This window comes from Phytobacter palmae (assembly GCF_039409775.1).
In the GTDB taxonomy this organism is placed as follows: domain Bacteria; phylum Pseudomonadota; class Gammaproteobacteria; order Enterobacterales; family Enterobacteriaceae; genus Phytobacter; species Phytobacter palmae.
The window spans coordinates 1-14,846 of the sequence record NZ_JBCIVJ010000006.1 but is presented as its reverse complement, the minus strand read 5'-3'; the positions used below and the strand labels follow the sequence as shown (position 1 = coordinate 14,846).

Below are 14,846 nucleotides of genomic sequence, written 5' to 3'. Positions count from 1 at the left end.
ACCGTCTCCCAGGCGTTATCTCTTACATTCACGGAATCGATCATGTCAGAAATTAGCCGTGCCGTGCTCTTCGGCAAACTGGATACGCTGTTATTTTCCTCGCTGGAAAGCGCCACCGCCTTTTGCAAGCTGCGCGGTAATCCCTATGTGGAACTGGTTCACTGGCTGCATGCGTTAATGCAGCAGGACCAGGGCGATCTCCAGCAGGTGATTCGTCATTTTTCATTGAGCGAGGAAGCCTTAACGAAGGATATCGTCCACGCGCTGGACAGTCTGCCGCGCGGTGCAAGCTCTGTCTCCGATCTCTCTGAGCATATTGATAACGCGGTCGAACGCGCCTGGGTCTATGGTTCGCTGAAATTTGGTGTAAACCGCATTCGCGGTGGCCACTTGCTGATTGGCTTATTAAAAACCTGGAGCCTGGCAACGGTCTTAAAAGGTATCTCGTCGCAGTTTGAACGGGTGCGTGTTGATGCGCTGCTCGATGATTTTGATGCCATTTTTGCCGACAGCAAAGAGGCCTCGCAGTCTGTCGCTGTAGCGGAAAATGCAGCCGCCGCGCCTGCACGTCAGGGCAGCCTGGCGCAGTACGGGCAGGACCTCACTGCCCGGGCCCGTGATGGCAAAATCGACCCGGTGGTCGGGCGTGATGAGGAGATCCGCCAGATGGTGGACATCCTGATGCGTCGCCGTCAGAACAACCCGCTGCTCACCGGTGAAGCCGGGGTCGGTAAAACGGCGGTGGTGGAAGGGCTGGCACTGCGTATAGCCGCAGGCGACGTGCCGGAACCGCTGCGTGATGTGCAACTGTGGTTGCTGGATATCGGCATGTTGCAGGCCGGCGCGAGCATGAAAGGGGAATTTGAGGCCCGTCTGCAGGCGCTGATCAACGAAGTACAATCCAGCCCTGTGCCGATCATGTTGTTTATCGATGAGATCCACACCCTGATCGGCGCGGGGGGGCAGCAAGGCACGGGCGATGCCGCCAACCTGCTAAAACCTGCGCTGGCGCGCGGTCAGCTGCGCACCATCGGCGCAACGACCTGGGCTGAGTATAAAAAATATATCGAAAAAGACCCGGCGCTGACCCGTCGCTTCCAGACGGTGCAAGTGGCCGAGCCGGATGAAGAAAAAGCGGTACTGATGCTGCGTAGCACAGTCTCGGCGCTGGAAACACACCATCGGGTGCTGTTGTTAGATGAAGCGGTGGTCGCGGCGGTGAAGCTGTCCCATCGTTATATTCCGGCGCGCCAGTTGCCCGATAAAGCCGTGGCGCTGCTTGATACCGCCTGCGCACGTGTCGCGGTAAGCCTCAGTGCGCCGCCGCCGCAACTGGAAGATTGCCTGCACCGCATTGCCGGACTGGATGTCGAAATAGAGATTGCCGGGCGCGAGGCGCGCATGGCTGCCGGTGATGAAAGCCGCGTGGCAACGTTACAGGCCGAACGCGAGCGTCTTGGCGAGTTGCGTGATGCTCTGACCCAGCGCTGGCAGCAGGAGCAGGGGCACGTGGATGAGATTATCCGCCTGCGTCGCGCGCTCAGCCAGGCTGCGGAGGAGGAACATCAGGCGCTGCGTAATGAACTGGAACAGCAGCAACAGGCGCTGCGCGAGGTTCAGGGAGATGCGCCGTTGCTGTTTGCTGCCGTCGATGCCAATATTGTTGCCGCCGTGGTTTCTGACTGGACCGGCATCCCGCTGGGCCGGATGGTGAAAAACGAAATCGACGCGGTGCTGAAACTGGCCGATACCCTCAATGAGCGGGTAATTGGCCAGCGCCACGGCCTGGAGGCCATTGCCCGTCGGGTGCGCACCTCCCGCGCACGGCTGGATGATCCGAACAAACCGGTTGGCGTATTCATGTTGTGTGGTCCTTCCGGCGTAGGGAAAACCGAAACCGCACTGGCGCTGGCGGAGTCGCTCTACGGTGGTGAGCAGAATGTCATCACCATTAATATGAGTGAGTTCCAGGAGGCGCATACCGTCTCGACCCTGAAAGGCGCACCTCCGGGCTACGTGGGTTACGGTGAAGGGGGTGTACTGACCGAAGCAGTGCGCCGTCGCCCGTATAGCGTGGTACTGCTCGATGAAATCGAAAAAGCGCACCCGGATGTCCATGAAATCTTCTTCCAGGTATTTGATAAAGGCTGGATGGAAGATGGCGAAGGGCGGCATATCGATTTCCGTAACACCATTATTATTCTGACGTCGAATGTGGGGACTGAGCTTATCAGCGGTATGTGCGCCGACCCGGAACTGTTGCCGGATCCCGACGCGCTGCGCGATGCGCTGCGTCCTCCGTTACTTAAAGTTTTTCCCCCTGCGCTATTAGGCCGCCTGCTGGTGGTGCCGTATTACCCCTTAAGCGAAGCGATGCTCGCGCAGATCGTGCGTCTGCAAATCAAACGCATCCAGCGTCGTCTTGAGGAGAACCACGGCATTGTTTCTGAGGTGGATGAAAGCGTTATCGCGCAAATCGTCCAGCGCTGTACGGAGGTTGAATCGGGCGGACGTATGGTAGATGCGATTCTGACCAACACGCTGTTGCCACAAATGAGTCAGCTTTTGCTTGATGCCAGCGCGCGTGACGAGAAGTACCGACGTTTACACGTCACCTTTGCACAGGGCGAGTTTCACTGTCAGTTTGCGGCGTAATGCCATTATCAAGAGAGTTTTCCATTATGACGGATCACGAAAACAACCGGACTGTACCGAACGCACTGCCGACGGGATACCGCTTTAATGAGTTCGAAATCAAAGAGGTGATTGGCGGTGGCGGTTTCGGCATTGTCTACCGTGCCTGGGATCATCAGCTCGAACGCACTATAGCCATTAAAGAGTTCATGCCCTCAACGCTTGCGGTACGCAATGACGACATGACGCTGGTGTTGCGTAGCGAGCGCTTTGGTAAGGCCTTTTCCGCAGGACTGAACAGCTTTATTCAGGAAGCGCGCCTGCTGGCGCGTTTTAATCATCCGAACCTGCTGCATGTGCTGCGTTTCTGGGTGCAAAACGACACCGCCTACATGGGCACGGTCTTTTACAGCGGTACTACGCTCTCCCGTTTGCGTGAAAAGAATCCGCAGATGATCAACGAAGCGTGGATCCGCCGCACGTTGCCGATGCTGCTCGGGGCGATCAAGACCATCCACGACGAAGGGTATCTGCACCGCGACATCTCACTGGATAACATTCAGATTCAGGATAACGGCCTGCCGGTTCTGCTGGATTTCGGCTCTGCCCGCCGCAGTATTGGCTCGGTCTCCGACGAAACCGAAACGATGCTGCGCCCAGGCTATGCGCCGATTGAGCAATACACTGACGATAACGAAAGCGAGCAGGGGCCGTGGACGGATATCTACGCCCTGGGTGCCGTACTCCATACCCTGATCGTGGGATCACCGCCGCCGGTGAGCGTGGTGCGCAGCATTCAGGATGGCTATCAGCCGCTGGCTCATCGCCATCTGCCCGGTTACTCTCTGTCATTACTGCAGGCGGTGGACAAGGCGCTGGCGCTGAAAATGGAAGACCGCCCGCAGACTATCGATGAGTTTGCAGCGCTGATCGAAATGCCGGTCGCCGGGCTTGATGACGTGCTGAACGTGAAAAAGCCAGGGACTATGCTTGTTCCTGTTGAAGAGGTTGAGACGAAACCCGGTGTGCTTGACTGGCGGCGTTACAAAGTGCCTGGGCTGGTGGCGGCCGGCGTACTGGTTGGCCTGATCGCCGGCGGCGTGCTGTTCCATCAAAGTGATGCGCCGCAGGAGAACGCGAGTCAGACAGCCAGCACCGGGTCTGCAAACAATTCCGTCGCGCCAGCCACACCGGCCGCCCCGCCTGCGCAAAACACGGCGCCGGTTTCGACACCGCCAGCTGCAACGTCCGCCACTGCTGCGCCTGCAAGTGGTGCGGCGCCAACTGCGCCGGCACAAACCGCGCCTGTGGCAGCGGATAAACCCGCTGCGACCACGCCGCCTGCAGCGATTGCCCAAGTGTATGTGCGAATGAATGAGGGTGAAAAACTGACCCTCAACGGGGAATCGCAGTCGATAACACCAGCCAGCAATGGTTTTGCGACCCTGAAACTGCAGCCGGGCCAGTATGCTCTGGTGTTGCAGGGTAATGGTCAGACTCGTCACCAGACGTTAAATATCACCAGTGCAGGTACCTGGCTGGTAAATCCGCAACCGTAATCTCTTCTCTGCCGGTGCGTAATATCGCTCCGGCAGCCTGTCGGTTGCATAAAAATAAATGTGGCAATGCCCTATACAGCCAAAGACCGAACTATGAATGCATTTACACACACTGTTGATGGTGGCAATGAATTTACGTTTGTCGTGTCTCGCGCCAGTGCAAATGCCGACGATAAAGTACATGCTGTCGCCGCCAGAACGCTTCGCGAACTAAAAGATACGCTTACCGATTTTTATCTTGAGTCGACGCAAATGTTGACGGTGGATGGCTACCCGGCCGTTGAGCTTTTCTATCAGTTCAAAAATGATAATCGCATTATCTTCCAGCGTCAGACCATTATTTTACTGGACGCCGCACCTGTCGGGAAAAAACTGGTGAGCTATGTAGCGACCTGTCCAGGTGAATTTAACGAACGCCATCAGCAGCAATATCAGGAAATTATTCAGAGTATCAAGTTTCACCGTGGGAAGTAGTACCTGGAACGGCAAAGTAACCGCATAATGAACATTACCGGAACGAATGCGTATATTATTTTGGATATTGATGGCCGGAAAGTTAAAGCAGAAGGGGAGAGGGTTCTCGGCGGTTTTTTCGCCGAGATAAAAAGCATGCAGCAGTTTGAACCGCCGCATGAAAACACACCACTCACTGATGAAATCAAACAGAAATATATTGACGAGGCGATTAAAAAAACGGCAGGTTCACATAGTGTGATCCATTTCGTTTAATTGCTGTTTTGCTGAATCGTCATATTTGCCAGGAATTTTCCGAAATAAATGACTGATACCCTTTCCTGATATCCATTAACAGGCAAAGCGGAAGCCATCGCCCATTTTTGTAATATCCTCACAGACTGACAGGTTGATTATATTTGTCGCTCGGGCTGATAATTTTTGTTTGCACCTGGTTCCTCTGGCTTTTTGTAACGGAATTAACCTTATGCTCAATCGTATTACCGTACAGCTCCCCGTTGACGGGCTAATGTTCTGGAAACTGTCAGGACGCGAAGCGCTCTCAGAACCTTTCACACTTGGCCTGACGCTGCTGGGCACCGATGCACGAATGGACCGCAGTCAGTTGCTGGGCAAATCCGTCACCGTCTCCATTCCTTCCCAGGATATGACGACGCCAAGATATCTGAACGGTAAAGTGACCCGCGTCGCGGTGAGCGCCGTGGAGCTGTCCGGCACCCGCTATGCGGTCTACCAGCTTAACGTTGAATCCGACTTATGGCCGATGCAGCGCGACCGCAACCTGCGTATTTTCCAGGGGCAGACGGTACCGCAAATCGTCAAAACGCTGCTTTCTGAAAGCAAGGTTAATGTCGAAGACAAGCTGAGTGAGAGTTACCGCGTCTGGGATTACTGCGTTCAGTATCAGGAGAGCAGCTTCGACTTTATCAGTCGCCTGATGGAACTGGAGGGCATCAGCTACTTCTTCCGCCACGAATCCGGGCGGCATGTCATGGTGCTGACCGATGCGGCGACCCAGCATCAGCCGTTTGCCGGTTATGAATCCATTCCCTACCATGTGACGCCGTCCGGCGGCAGCACTAATGAAGAGGGGATCAGCCAGTGGGCGCTGACCGATAGCGTGACGCCGGGGATCTACAGCCTGGATGATTATGATTTCCGCAAGCCGAATGCCTGGCTTTTTCAGGCGCGCCAGAATCCAAATTCGCCGGAGCCTGGCAGCATTAACGTTTATGAATGGCCGGGGCGTTTTGTTGATCATGGACACGGTGAATTCTATGCCCGTATTCATCAGGAACGCTGGCAGGTTGAGCACCAGCAGATACAGGGCAGCGCCACTGCGCTGGGCATCGCTCCTGGACACACATTTACTCTCTATAACGCCCCCTTTTTCAGCGATAACGCGGAATACCTGACCACCGAAGCTAACTACTGGCTGGAAGAGAACGCCTACGCCAGCGGGGGTGGCACGGAAACGATGCATCGTATTGATTTCACCGTTATTCCAGCTTCGGTCACGTATCGCCCGGCGCAAAAAACGGCCTGGCCGCGTACCTACGGGCCACAGACTGCGAAAGTCGTCGGCCCGCAGGGGGAGAGCATCTGGACCGATCGCTATGGCCGGGTGAAAGTGAAGTTTCACTGGGACAGGCAGGCAAAAGGCGACGATACCAGCTCCTGCTGGGTGCGGGTTTCCAGCGCCTGGGCAGGGCAGGGTTTCGGTGGGGTACAAATTCCACGCGTCGGTGATGAAGTGGTGGTCGACTTTATTAACGGCGACCCGGACAGGCCGATCATCACCGGGCGTGTCTATAACGAAGCCAGTATGCCGCCGTGGGATCTACCCGGCGATGCCACCCGTATGGGCTTTATGACCCGCAGCAAGGATGGCAGTGTCGATAATGCCAGCTTCCTGTTTTTTGAAGACAGTCCGGGTAATGAATCGGTGCAGATGCACTCCGAGAAAGACATGATGGTGTCGGTCGAGAATGATCAGACGGTCAATATCGACGGTAACCGGGCAACGACGATCAAAAAAGAGCAGAAAGATGATGTGACGGGCGATGCCACGTTCTACTACCGGAAGAAAAGAACGACCACGGTGGATGATGTTGAACAAAAAAACTTCAATAATAGTGAAGTTATCAATATCAAAGAAGGACGTCATCTGACTATTCTGAGCAAGGGTGAGTTAAATGAAATCACTGGCGATCAAACTACAAAAATAGCGCAAGGGAATCAGTCCACAACTGTTGCTGATGGAGAGCAAGAGACGTTTATCCAGACTGGAGGGCGTAATACTGAAATTCATAATGGCGATCGTTTAATTGTTAGCTCTGGTGGTCAGCACAATGAGATCACGGGTGGGGTCAACACCACAATAAATGGAGGTTGGGTACAAACTATTACTACTGGCGAAACACTTATTTCCTCCCCAGACAAAATTACAATAAAAAGTGATAGTGAAGTTAATGTTGATACGCCATGGGCAATTGAATGGAAAGGTGTTCAGGTTGGCTTCACTGCTTCGTCAGTTTCTACAACTGGTGTCAATATTGGCATGACTGGTATTAAGGTGGAAAATAACCCCATTAACTTTTTTTATAATAATGGTTTTAAAATGAGAGTTGGCTCGGTCGAATGTGATACTTTGACTGCGGCGATTAAAAACGCAGTTCTTCACATGTTTAATTAAGGTAGGATATGTTTGATTCATCTAGTTTTGCTAAAGGTTATGCTATTGTTGCGATGACTATTGTTGCGTTAATTGTAGTTGGGATTATTATAAGAGATATTCGCAATGCGAGAATGAAGTCATACATTGAGAAAAATGGAATTCATACCCATGCTGAGATTGTCAATATTGAAATCCATACGGGTAAAATATCAGATTATACGAATATTAAATTGCATTATAGATTTAATGATTATAATGGTCGTAATGTTACCGGTGTGGGAAATGCGGTTATCTTTACGTCAGATTTGGCACAATACCAACCTGGTAAGACCTTTGGTATTATCTACAATAAAGACGACCCATCACGTGTTGTGTTGAAGATAGAGAATGCATCATTGAAACGTCATAAGTGATGTTTATTTTAATATTTATCTGCCTTAGCGGTAAACCTTTACTGACTGCTCCTTAAATGTTATCTATGTAATGTTTCTAATAATATGTGCCAGATCTTAAAGGTAATAATTACTGGCACTTAAAAATTAATATTTTATATTGACTGACATCATGAATTTTTTATCAGAACATTCAAACTCAATAGCGCTGGGCGTGATACTGTTTTTTATTTTTATCTGCCTTAAGGGATTGAAGGGGCAAAAAGAAGATGTTACAGAAATAAGATACTGGTTATCGAGAGATGAATGGCAGGGAGAGGTGACGACGGCAACATTGCGCGAGTGGAAACAGACTTCCACTACGCATAACTTTGATTATTTTTTTATTGTTACCTTTGATGCAAATCTGGAGGGCGAGGTGAAACAATATAAAGCGGCTGCCGCGCTAAAAGTATCTGAAATCCCCCAGCTTAAAAAAGGGATGCCCATTGTGATTAAATATCAGGGTGTTCCGCCAAAGAAAATAGCAGTACTGAGCATGCAAGCTGAGCATTGATGATAAATATGAGAATTGTTACTGACGTCATTGTGTTCGCCGTCCTGGCGTTCTTTGCCTATGTTATTGTGTCTTTGCTTATCAGAGATGCAAGAAATAAGAAGATCAAAGAGGGGATAGCTGCTGATGGCGTTAATACTACGGGGGTTATCACTGATGTATCCAGTCGCTCTGGTGGAAACGCAGGCTTTATTAACATCACGGTCAGTTTTGACTATGAAATTGAGACGGGTGAAAAAATCAGCGGTAAAGCCGATGCGGTAATTGATGTAATGAAGATCAATAAGTATCAACCCGGTGAAACCATTTCTTTAAGATATTCGAGAAAAGAGCCTGAAAAAGTGGTTGTGGATATTCCAAACCCTCTTCTCAAGCGCCGCTGATTGTCATAGTGGGAAAAGCCATGGTTAGCTAAGTGGCTTTTCCCACAAATTAACTTTAAATAGGGTTCATATGAACATTCTTATCAATGTTATGAGTGACCCTTTCTTTATTTCTGGATTGATTATCACCCTTGCGGGGCTGTGGTTTGCCGTTGTGTCATTCAGGCAGTATGGGATACAAACGCGGTTACTACGCGACTGGGTATCACGTGAGGAATGGGTTGGAGAAATCACTCATGTTCCTCTGGAGTCCTGGCTACGTACCGGTACGACGCGTGGCGAGTATTATCTTTATGAATGTTATTTCTTTGCGAATTTCGGTACAAAGAGGAAGAAATATCGTGCCAATGCCGCCGTCAAACCCAATAAGATTCATAAACTGAAAAAAGGGTTAACCCTGACGGTAAAATACAGTGACGATAAATCGCCACGGGTTGCAGTAATGAGCGTGTTTGACTAGGCTTTTCTGGCTTCGTTAATTCTGAAAATAATTCTGCATATACACGAAAGGTCCAAATTAATGGAATTTTTTGACACTTACTGGTATCTGCTGCTCATTGGGATATTTTCAGCCGTCTTTTATCTTATCTACCTTAGTTTGCGCGATAATCTTATTGTTTATATTAAAGACTCCTTTAAGCAGGCATCGGTGCTTAAAACCGGTATTGGCGCCAATGCGGATATTATTGTTGCCAGGCAAACGGGGATGTGGGATGCGGAAAACCCTGTTTATTTACTGACGGTGAACTTCAAAACCCGTGAAGGGCTGGATGTGCAGGCAAGTTTTTATACATCTATGAACTTTGAAGAAAGAGAACGCTTTAAAGCCGGTAACGGCACTACCATTAAATACGATCCCAAAGACCCGAAAAGAATTGCGTTGTACGATCGGCCACTCATATTAGGCGAATAAGGTATTACGGATGAAGATTATTAAACCCTTGCGCCTGAGCGTGCTCCATCGCCCTTTCCGCTGGCAGGGTAAAAATCATTTTGGTGTCTCTGTCATGGCGCTGACCGATATGGGTGAGACGCCGACATTGCGCCCCGAGATGGAACTCTGGCAGCTTGCCGCCAGTGAACTGCAAACCAGCGGCGGCGTGATCGATATGGCGATGCCCAAAACCCGCGCTGAATTCCTTGCCACCGGCTATGCCTATACTCAGCACCAGCAGGAAAAAACGGCGGTGATGGCGCGGGTGGATATCGACAATCTCAGCAAATCGCTGGTGGTGTTCGGCGACCGTTACTGGTCGGGCAGCAAAATGACCTCGCCGCAGCCTTTTGACGAGATGCGTCTGGACTGGACGCGCGCCTGGGGTGGCGCAGGCTGTGAAGAAAACCCGCATGGCGTGGGGTTTGGTCCGGAAAATCATCAGGGACAAAGCGTCCACCGCCTGCCGAACATTGAACCCCTCCACGGGCGCATGACCACGCCAAAACAAAAGCCGGAGCCTGCGAGCTTTGGGCCGCTTGATCTCACCTGGCCGCGTCGCTTTCGCCGCATGGGCAAAAACTATGACGCCAGTTGGTTGCAGAACGATTTTCCCGGCTTTGCCCGCGACATCGACTGGACGGTGTTTAATGCCGCCAGCCCCGATCAGTGGTGGGATCGGGACACCCTGCCTGAACAGGCGTCGTGGCGTATCTGGAATATGCACCCGCAAAAACCAGTGCAGGAAGGCACATTGCCGCCGTGGCATGCGCGCTGCTTTATCAGCCGGTTGCGCCAGGAAGAGACCCTGTTTGAAGAGATAACCCTGCGGGCAACCACCGTCTGGTTTTTCCCGCATCTGGAGCAGATGGTGCTTATCTGGCAGGGGCATATCCGCATTAATGAAGACGACGCGGCAGATATTTTGCACGTGATGCCTGCGCTCGAAAAACACGGTGCCGGCCGTTCCCTTAACCACTATCGCAAAGTCCTTAGCCAGCGCCTGGATAAAGAAAAAGGGGCGTTGTTCGCGTTTCGCGAAAAGGATCTGCTGCCGGAATCGCTTATCGGCCCCTGGCTTGACAGCGAGGTGCAGCAGACGCCGAGCCCGATGCGCGACAACATAAAGAATCGTGAAAAGCTGCTGCGCGAACAGTACCGGGAAAGGCTGGAAGCAAACGGGCGCGACATTGGCGACCTGCTCGGCAACATCGAAGAGCCTGAGATGCCTGCCCTCGATGAGTTGCCTGAGTTTATGGAAAAAATGGAACGTCAGGCGCAGCAGATACAGGCCGATGCAGAGCAGCGCAAACGCGAAATGGAAGCGAAATACCCGCACAGGGATGACTCGATGCCGCGCGGGCCGGAATCACTGCATCGCATGCAGGAAATGCTCCACCGCAACGGTGACCTGATGAGTGAGAAAAAGCGCGAGCAGGCGAGCGAGGCGCTGCACCAGATGTATCTGGCGGCGGTTTCCCAACAGCCTCCCGCCGTGCGTCTGACGGGTGACCTTGCGCAGATCATTCGCCAGCGTGCCGGGCGCACCCTGGCGCAAGGGGGAGATTTTAGCGGTATGGATCTCACCGGCGCTGATTTTTCCGGTATGGACCTCAGTGGGGCCAATTTCACAAAGGCGCTGCTGGAATGTGCTGATTTCCGCAACAGTAAACTGGATGGTGCCTGTTTTGCCGGGGCGATGCTTGCCCGCACGCAATTTGAGCGCACCTCATTACAACGATGTGATTTTACCGGGGCGAGTCTGGCGCTTGCTCAGTGTCAGGAGAGCGATTTCAGCGGCGCGCGCTTTAAAGAAACGCAGACACAAAATGCCTTATTCGAGACGTGCATCTTCGATAACGCCAGCCTGGACGGACTGCTGTTACGCGAAACCGGGCTGAGCCGCTGCCGTTTCCACCACGCTTCGCTGGACGGCTGCATCTTTATGGAACTCACCCTGGCAGAACCCGATTTTCACGGTGCGCGGCTGCATAAATGCGCGTTTATGCAATCGGTGCTGGTGGCCGCAGTATTTAGCGACGCACGGCTGGATAGCTGCTCCTTTGTCCAGACTCAGGCGGAACAGGCGAGTTTTGCCGGGGCCACTTTAATCGCTACCGCAATAGCGGCCGAAAGTACTTTAGCGGGCGCCGACTTCCGTCAGGCTTCGCTCATCCAGTGCAACCTGCGTCAGACGCCGCTCGCTGGCGCGCAATTTGCCCTGGCGAAGCTGGAGAATTGCGATCTCAGCGAAGCGGATTGCCGCACCAGCCACTTTGGTCAGGCAAACCTGATGGGGAGCCTGTTTGTGCGCACCGATTTTCGCGATACCGATTTCACCGATGCCAACCTGATGGGGGCGTTGCTGCAAAAAAGTCAGCTTTGCGGGGCCAATTTTAGCGGGGCGAATCTCTTTCGCGCCGATCTCTCGCAGGCGTTTATCAGTGATACCACCCGTCTTGACGGGGCATGGACGAAACGCATCAAAACGCTGCCGAAGCGCGACGGAGAAGTGATATGACGATGCTTACCGCAGCACAATTGCAACAGCGGGTGAAAGGCGGCGAACCCATTACTGAACTTTCCCTCGACGGGCTGGATTTACAGGGTTGCGACCTCTCCGGCGGCATTTTTCAGGAGGTCTCCCTTGATGGCGTCAACCTGCAGGGGGCGAATTTGCAGGAAACGGTGTTCACCGAATGTGCGTTAAACGGAGTAAACCTGCGGGGAGCCCGGTTAATCCAGACGGTGTTCAATCAGTGCGAAATGGCAAACCTGCAGGTTGAGGAAACGCCACTTGATGGCTGTATCTTTAACCACTGCGCTCTGACGGGCAGCCGTTTTACAGGCTGCTCGCTGCAAACCGTGCAGTTTACGCAGTGCACACTGGAAGACAGTGATTTTGATCGGGCAACATCCGAACGCAGCGTCTTTTTCGAATCACCGCTGACTCATGCCCGCTTTGCCGGGTGCCGTTTTCTGCTGACCACCTTTTATGGCATTGATCTGCGTACAACGGTGCTTGAGGGGAGCCAGTTCGAGCGGGTGGTCTTTTTCGACTGCGATCAGCGCGGGAAAACCTATGCCCGGCACGGCTTTACCGGCTGCCAGTTTACCGACAACCAGCTAGACGATGCAGATTTTACCGGCGCGCAGCTTACCCAGTGCAATTTTAAAGGGGCGTCGTTGCAGGCCGCGCGGTTAAACCAGGTGAATGCGACCCAGGCGTTGTTTATGGAGGCGAATCTGCGCGGTGCGCAGTGTCGTGGCAGCGTTTTTGATCAAGCTATTTTCGTGGGCGCCACGCTCGAACAGGCCGATTTCAGCCAGAGTCGCCTGTTTCAAAGCATCCTGCAGCAGGTGAATGCCGCCGGGGGCTGTTTTACGCTCTGCGACCTGACCTACAGCGATTTTACCGGTGCCGACCTGCGTCTGGCCGACCTGCGCGGTGCGACCTTTTCCCGTACCCGGATGCATCGGGCGAATCAGGAGAATGCCCGGTTTAGCGGACGTCAGGGCATTCTCGAATATGACGAAGAATTATTGGCTGCTGAGGCCTGGAGCCTGCAGCGCCAGAGCCGCCGTTGAGGAGAGAAAATGAGTAAAGTAAATCACTTACTGGCACAACCCCTTCTGCCGCCCGCACAGGCATCGGCGGTGGTCACTCACTGCTTTGCTGAGGGTAGCCTGACGGTAGAAAGCGAAGGACGCGGCTGGCACTGCCGCCGCGCGGCGAGTTGCGTTATCGCACCGCAGACGGGCGACACGGTGTTGATTGCCAGCGTAGAACGTCAAATCTGGCTGCTGGCGGTACTGGAGCGGGCCAATCCGCAGGTTGCGGAGCTCAGCGTGCCGGGCGATCTGCATATTCGTAGCGAAGGGGAGCTAAGCCTGAGTAGCGACGCGCTCCGCGTCACCGCCGGGCAGGGGGACTGCCATATTGACGAGATGAAATACAGTGGTGAGAAACTCTCGGCCTGGGTCAGCCTGTCGCGTGTTGTCGGCAAGCGGGCAGAATCTGTCTGGCAGACCGTCACTCAAATCAGCCACAGCCTCTTTCGCACGACCCGACAGACCGAACAGGTTCGCGCCGGGCAACTGGACATGAAGGCTGAGGATTATGCGCGCCTGCATGCCCACAACACGGTGATTACCTCCAAAGCGATCACCAAAGTCGATTCTGAACAGATTCATATGGGATAAGGAGCCGTCATGTTTGCGAACTGCCAGCTTTTTGGGGTCGATTTGGCCTTTCCGGATGTCTGCCTGACGCCGATGCCAGCCCCTACGCCGATTCCCTATCCGGATATTGCGCTGGGACCGACGGCAATCCCCAATGCTCTCAATATCCTGTTTATGGGGATGCCTGCCCACAATATGGCAACCATCACGCCACTGACCAACGGCGATAACCCCGGCGTGGCAACAGGCGTGGCCTCCGGTACGGTAATGGGGCCGTCCCGGCATTTAACCGGGGCGTTTAGCGTGCTGTTAAAAGGCACCCCCGCCACACGATTGACCAGCGTGAGCCTGCAAAACTCCACTAATGCGATTGGAATGCGTATCGTGCCGAGCCAGTTCAAAGTGCTGATGCTGGCGCCGTAATAACGCGACAGGAGTGCATTCAGGCGTGAATATCTCGACGTTTGATATGGTGAATGTGGTTGCCACACTGGTGCTGATAGTGATTATTTTCGGGCTGGCAAAAAGAGTCGTGCGTAATTCTCAACGCAAAGAGCAGGATATTCTCGCTAACGGCAGCGATGTCAATATCACCATTTTATCCATGAAGCAAAGCGGGTTGTTTATTAATAACAACCCGGTCATTGAAATGTCATTACGGGTGGAACAACCACAGTTTAATAAAAGCTGGCTGGTCGAAAAACATAATGAAACAGCGTGGCTAATCGCCGTTGCAGCTTATCAGCCAGGGAATGTTTATCAGGGCAAGCTGGGGCAAAATGATAAGAGCCTGGTCTTTGTAAAAGATGGCAGCGGCAAACCGCTGCCTGCGATACAGTAGTAAAGAAAGACAGGGAAGGGACAATCGTGATCGATTTACATTCTGATATTCGGGAAATAGAGCGCTATGCAAAACAGTATGAGCACTATATTCCGTTTACTAATGCGCGGACGCAGCACCGCATGCTGTATGACTACATTGCGCATCCACTGGTAGATGACCCGCAAGAAGCCGCGTCGACAAAATGGTATGACACGCCTGATCAGGTCAAACC

16 protein-coding genes are annotated in these 14,846 nt (G+C 52.8%); all 16 read left to right on the top strand.

The window, feature by feature from the left end; translation table 11 throughout:
• Positions 1 to 42: 42 nt before the first annotated feature.
• Positions 43 to 2,655, top strand: a complete 2,613-nt coding sequence (gene tssH, locus AAIG39_RS09190; protein ID WP_343193690.1) for a type VI secretion system ATPase TssH — start codon at positions 43 to 45, stop codon at positions 2,653 to 2,655.
• A 26-nt stretch (positions 2,656 to 2,681) separates the two neighbouring features.
• Positions 2,682 to 4,193, top strand: a complete 1,512-nt coding sequence (locus tag AAIG39_RS09185) for a serine/threonine protein kinase (protein ID WP_090086008.1) — start codon at positions 2,682 to 2,684, stop codon at positions 4,191 to 4,193.
• 66 nt (positions 4,194 to 4,259) lie between these two features.
• The gene (locus tag AAIG39_RS09180; protein WP_090086010.1) at positions 4,260 to 4,667 is read left to right on the top strand and encodes a DcrB-related protein; all 408 of its coding nucleotides are present in this window, start codon (positions 4,260 to 4,262) and stop codon (positions 4,665 to 4,667) included.
• A 27-nt stretch (positions 4,668 to 4,694) separates the two neighbouring features.
• Positions 4,695 to 4,922 (top strand): Imm74 family immunity protein, encoded by a 228-nt coding sequence (locus tag AAIG39_RS09175; RefSeq protein WP_090086012.1) that lies wholly within the window; start codon positions 4,695 to 4,697, stop codon positions 4,920 to 4,922.
• Between the two features lie 211 nt (positions 4,923 to 5,133).
• On the top strand, positions 5,134 to 7,362 hold the full coding sequence (locus AAIG39_RS09170) for a type VI secretion system Vgr family protein (RefSeq protein WP_343193689.1): 2,229 nt from the start codon (positions 5,134 to 5,136) through the stop codon (positions 7,360 to 7,362).
• Between the two features lie 8 nt (positions 7,363 to 7,370).
• Positions 7,371 to 7,757, top strand: a complete 387-nt coding sequence (locus AAIG39_RS09165; RefSeq protein ID WP_090086018.1) for a DUF3592 domain-containing protein — start codon at positions 7,371 to 7,373, stop codon at positions 7,755 to 7,757.
• Positions 7,758 to 7,908: 151 nt separating this feature from the next.
• Complete coding sequence (locus AAIG39_RS09160; protein WP_343193688.1) at positions 7,909 to 8,292, top strand: hypothetical protein; 384 nt, start codon at positions 7,909 to 7,911, stop codon at positions 8,290 to 8,292.
• 8 nt (positions 8,293 to 8,300) lie between these two features.
• Positions 8,301 to 8,675: a DUF3592 domain-containing protein gene (locus tag AAIG39_RS09155; protein WP_343193687.1), complete on the top strand. Its 375-nt coding sequence runs from the start codon at positions 8,301 to 8,303 to the stop codon at positions 8,673 to 8,675.
• Between the two features lie 70 nt (positions 8,676 to 8,745).
• A complete protein-coding gene (locus AAIG39_RS09150) occupies positions 8,746 to 9,135 on the top strand; it encodes a hypothetical protein (protein WP_343193686.1) in 390 nt (129 codons plus the stop codon).
• Between the two features lie 60 nt (positions 9,136 to 9,195).
• Positions 9,196 to 9,588 carry a DUF3592 domain-containing protein gene (locus AAIG39_RS09145; RefSeq protein ID WP_343193685.1) on the top strand — a complete coding sequence of 131 codons (393 nt, stop codon included), beginning with the start codon at positions 9,196 to 9,198 and terminating at the stop codon, positions 9,586 to 9,588.
• 10 nt (positions 9,589 to 9,598) lie between these two features.
• Positions 9,599 to 12,130 carry a DUF2169 family type VI secretion system accessory protein gene (locus tag AAIG39_RS09140; RefSeq protein WP_343193684.1) on the top strand — a complete coding sequence of 844 codons (2,532 nt, stop codon included), beginning with the start codon at positions 9,599 to 9,601 and terminating at the stop codon, positions 12,128 to 12,130.
• The gene (locus AAIG39_RS09135) at positions 12,127 to 13,197 is read left to right on the top strand and encodes a pentapeptide repeat-containing protein (RefSeq protein ID WP_343193683.1); all 1,071 of its coding nucleotides are present in this window, start codon (positions 12,127 to 12,129) and stop codon (positions 13,195 to 13,197) included. The genes AAIG39_RS09140 and AAIG39_RS09135 overlap by 4 nt, the downstream gene beginning before the upstream one ends.
• 9 nt (positions 13,198 to 13,206) lie before the next feature.
• Positions 13,207 to 13,812, top strand: a complete 606-nt coding sequence (locus tag AAIG39_RS09130) for a DUF3540 domain-containing protein (RefSeq protein ID WP_343193682.1) — start codon at positions 13,207 to 13,209, stop codon at positions 13,810 to 13,812.
• Positions 13,813 to 13,821: 9 nt separating this feature from the next.
• Entirely contained in the window at positions 13,822 to 14,214 is a 393-nt protein-coding gene (locus AAIG39_RS09125; protein WP_090086029.1) for a DUF4150 domain-containing protein, read from the top strand.
• Positions 14,215 to 14,239: 25 nt separating this feature from the next.
• A complete protein-coding gene (locus AAIG39_RS09120; protein WP_343193681.1) occupies positions 14,240 to 14,632 on the top strand; it encodes a hypothetical protein in 393 nt (130 codons plus the stop codon).
• A gap of 26 nt (positions 14,633 to 14,658) precedes the next feature.
• Positions 14,659 to 14,846, top strand: a 188-nt coding sequence (locus AAIG39_RS09115; RefSeq protein WP_425503294.1) for a hypothetical protein, incomplete at its 3' end; no start/stop codon positions are given.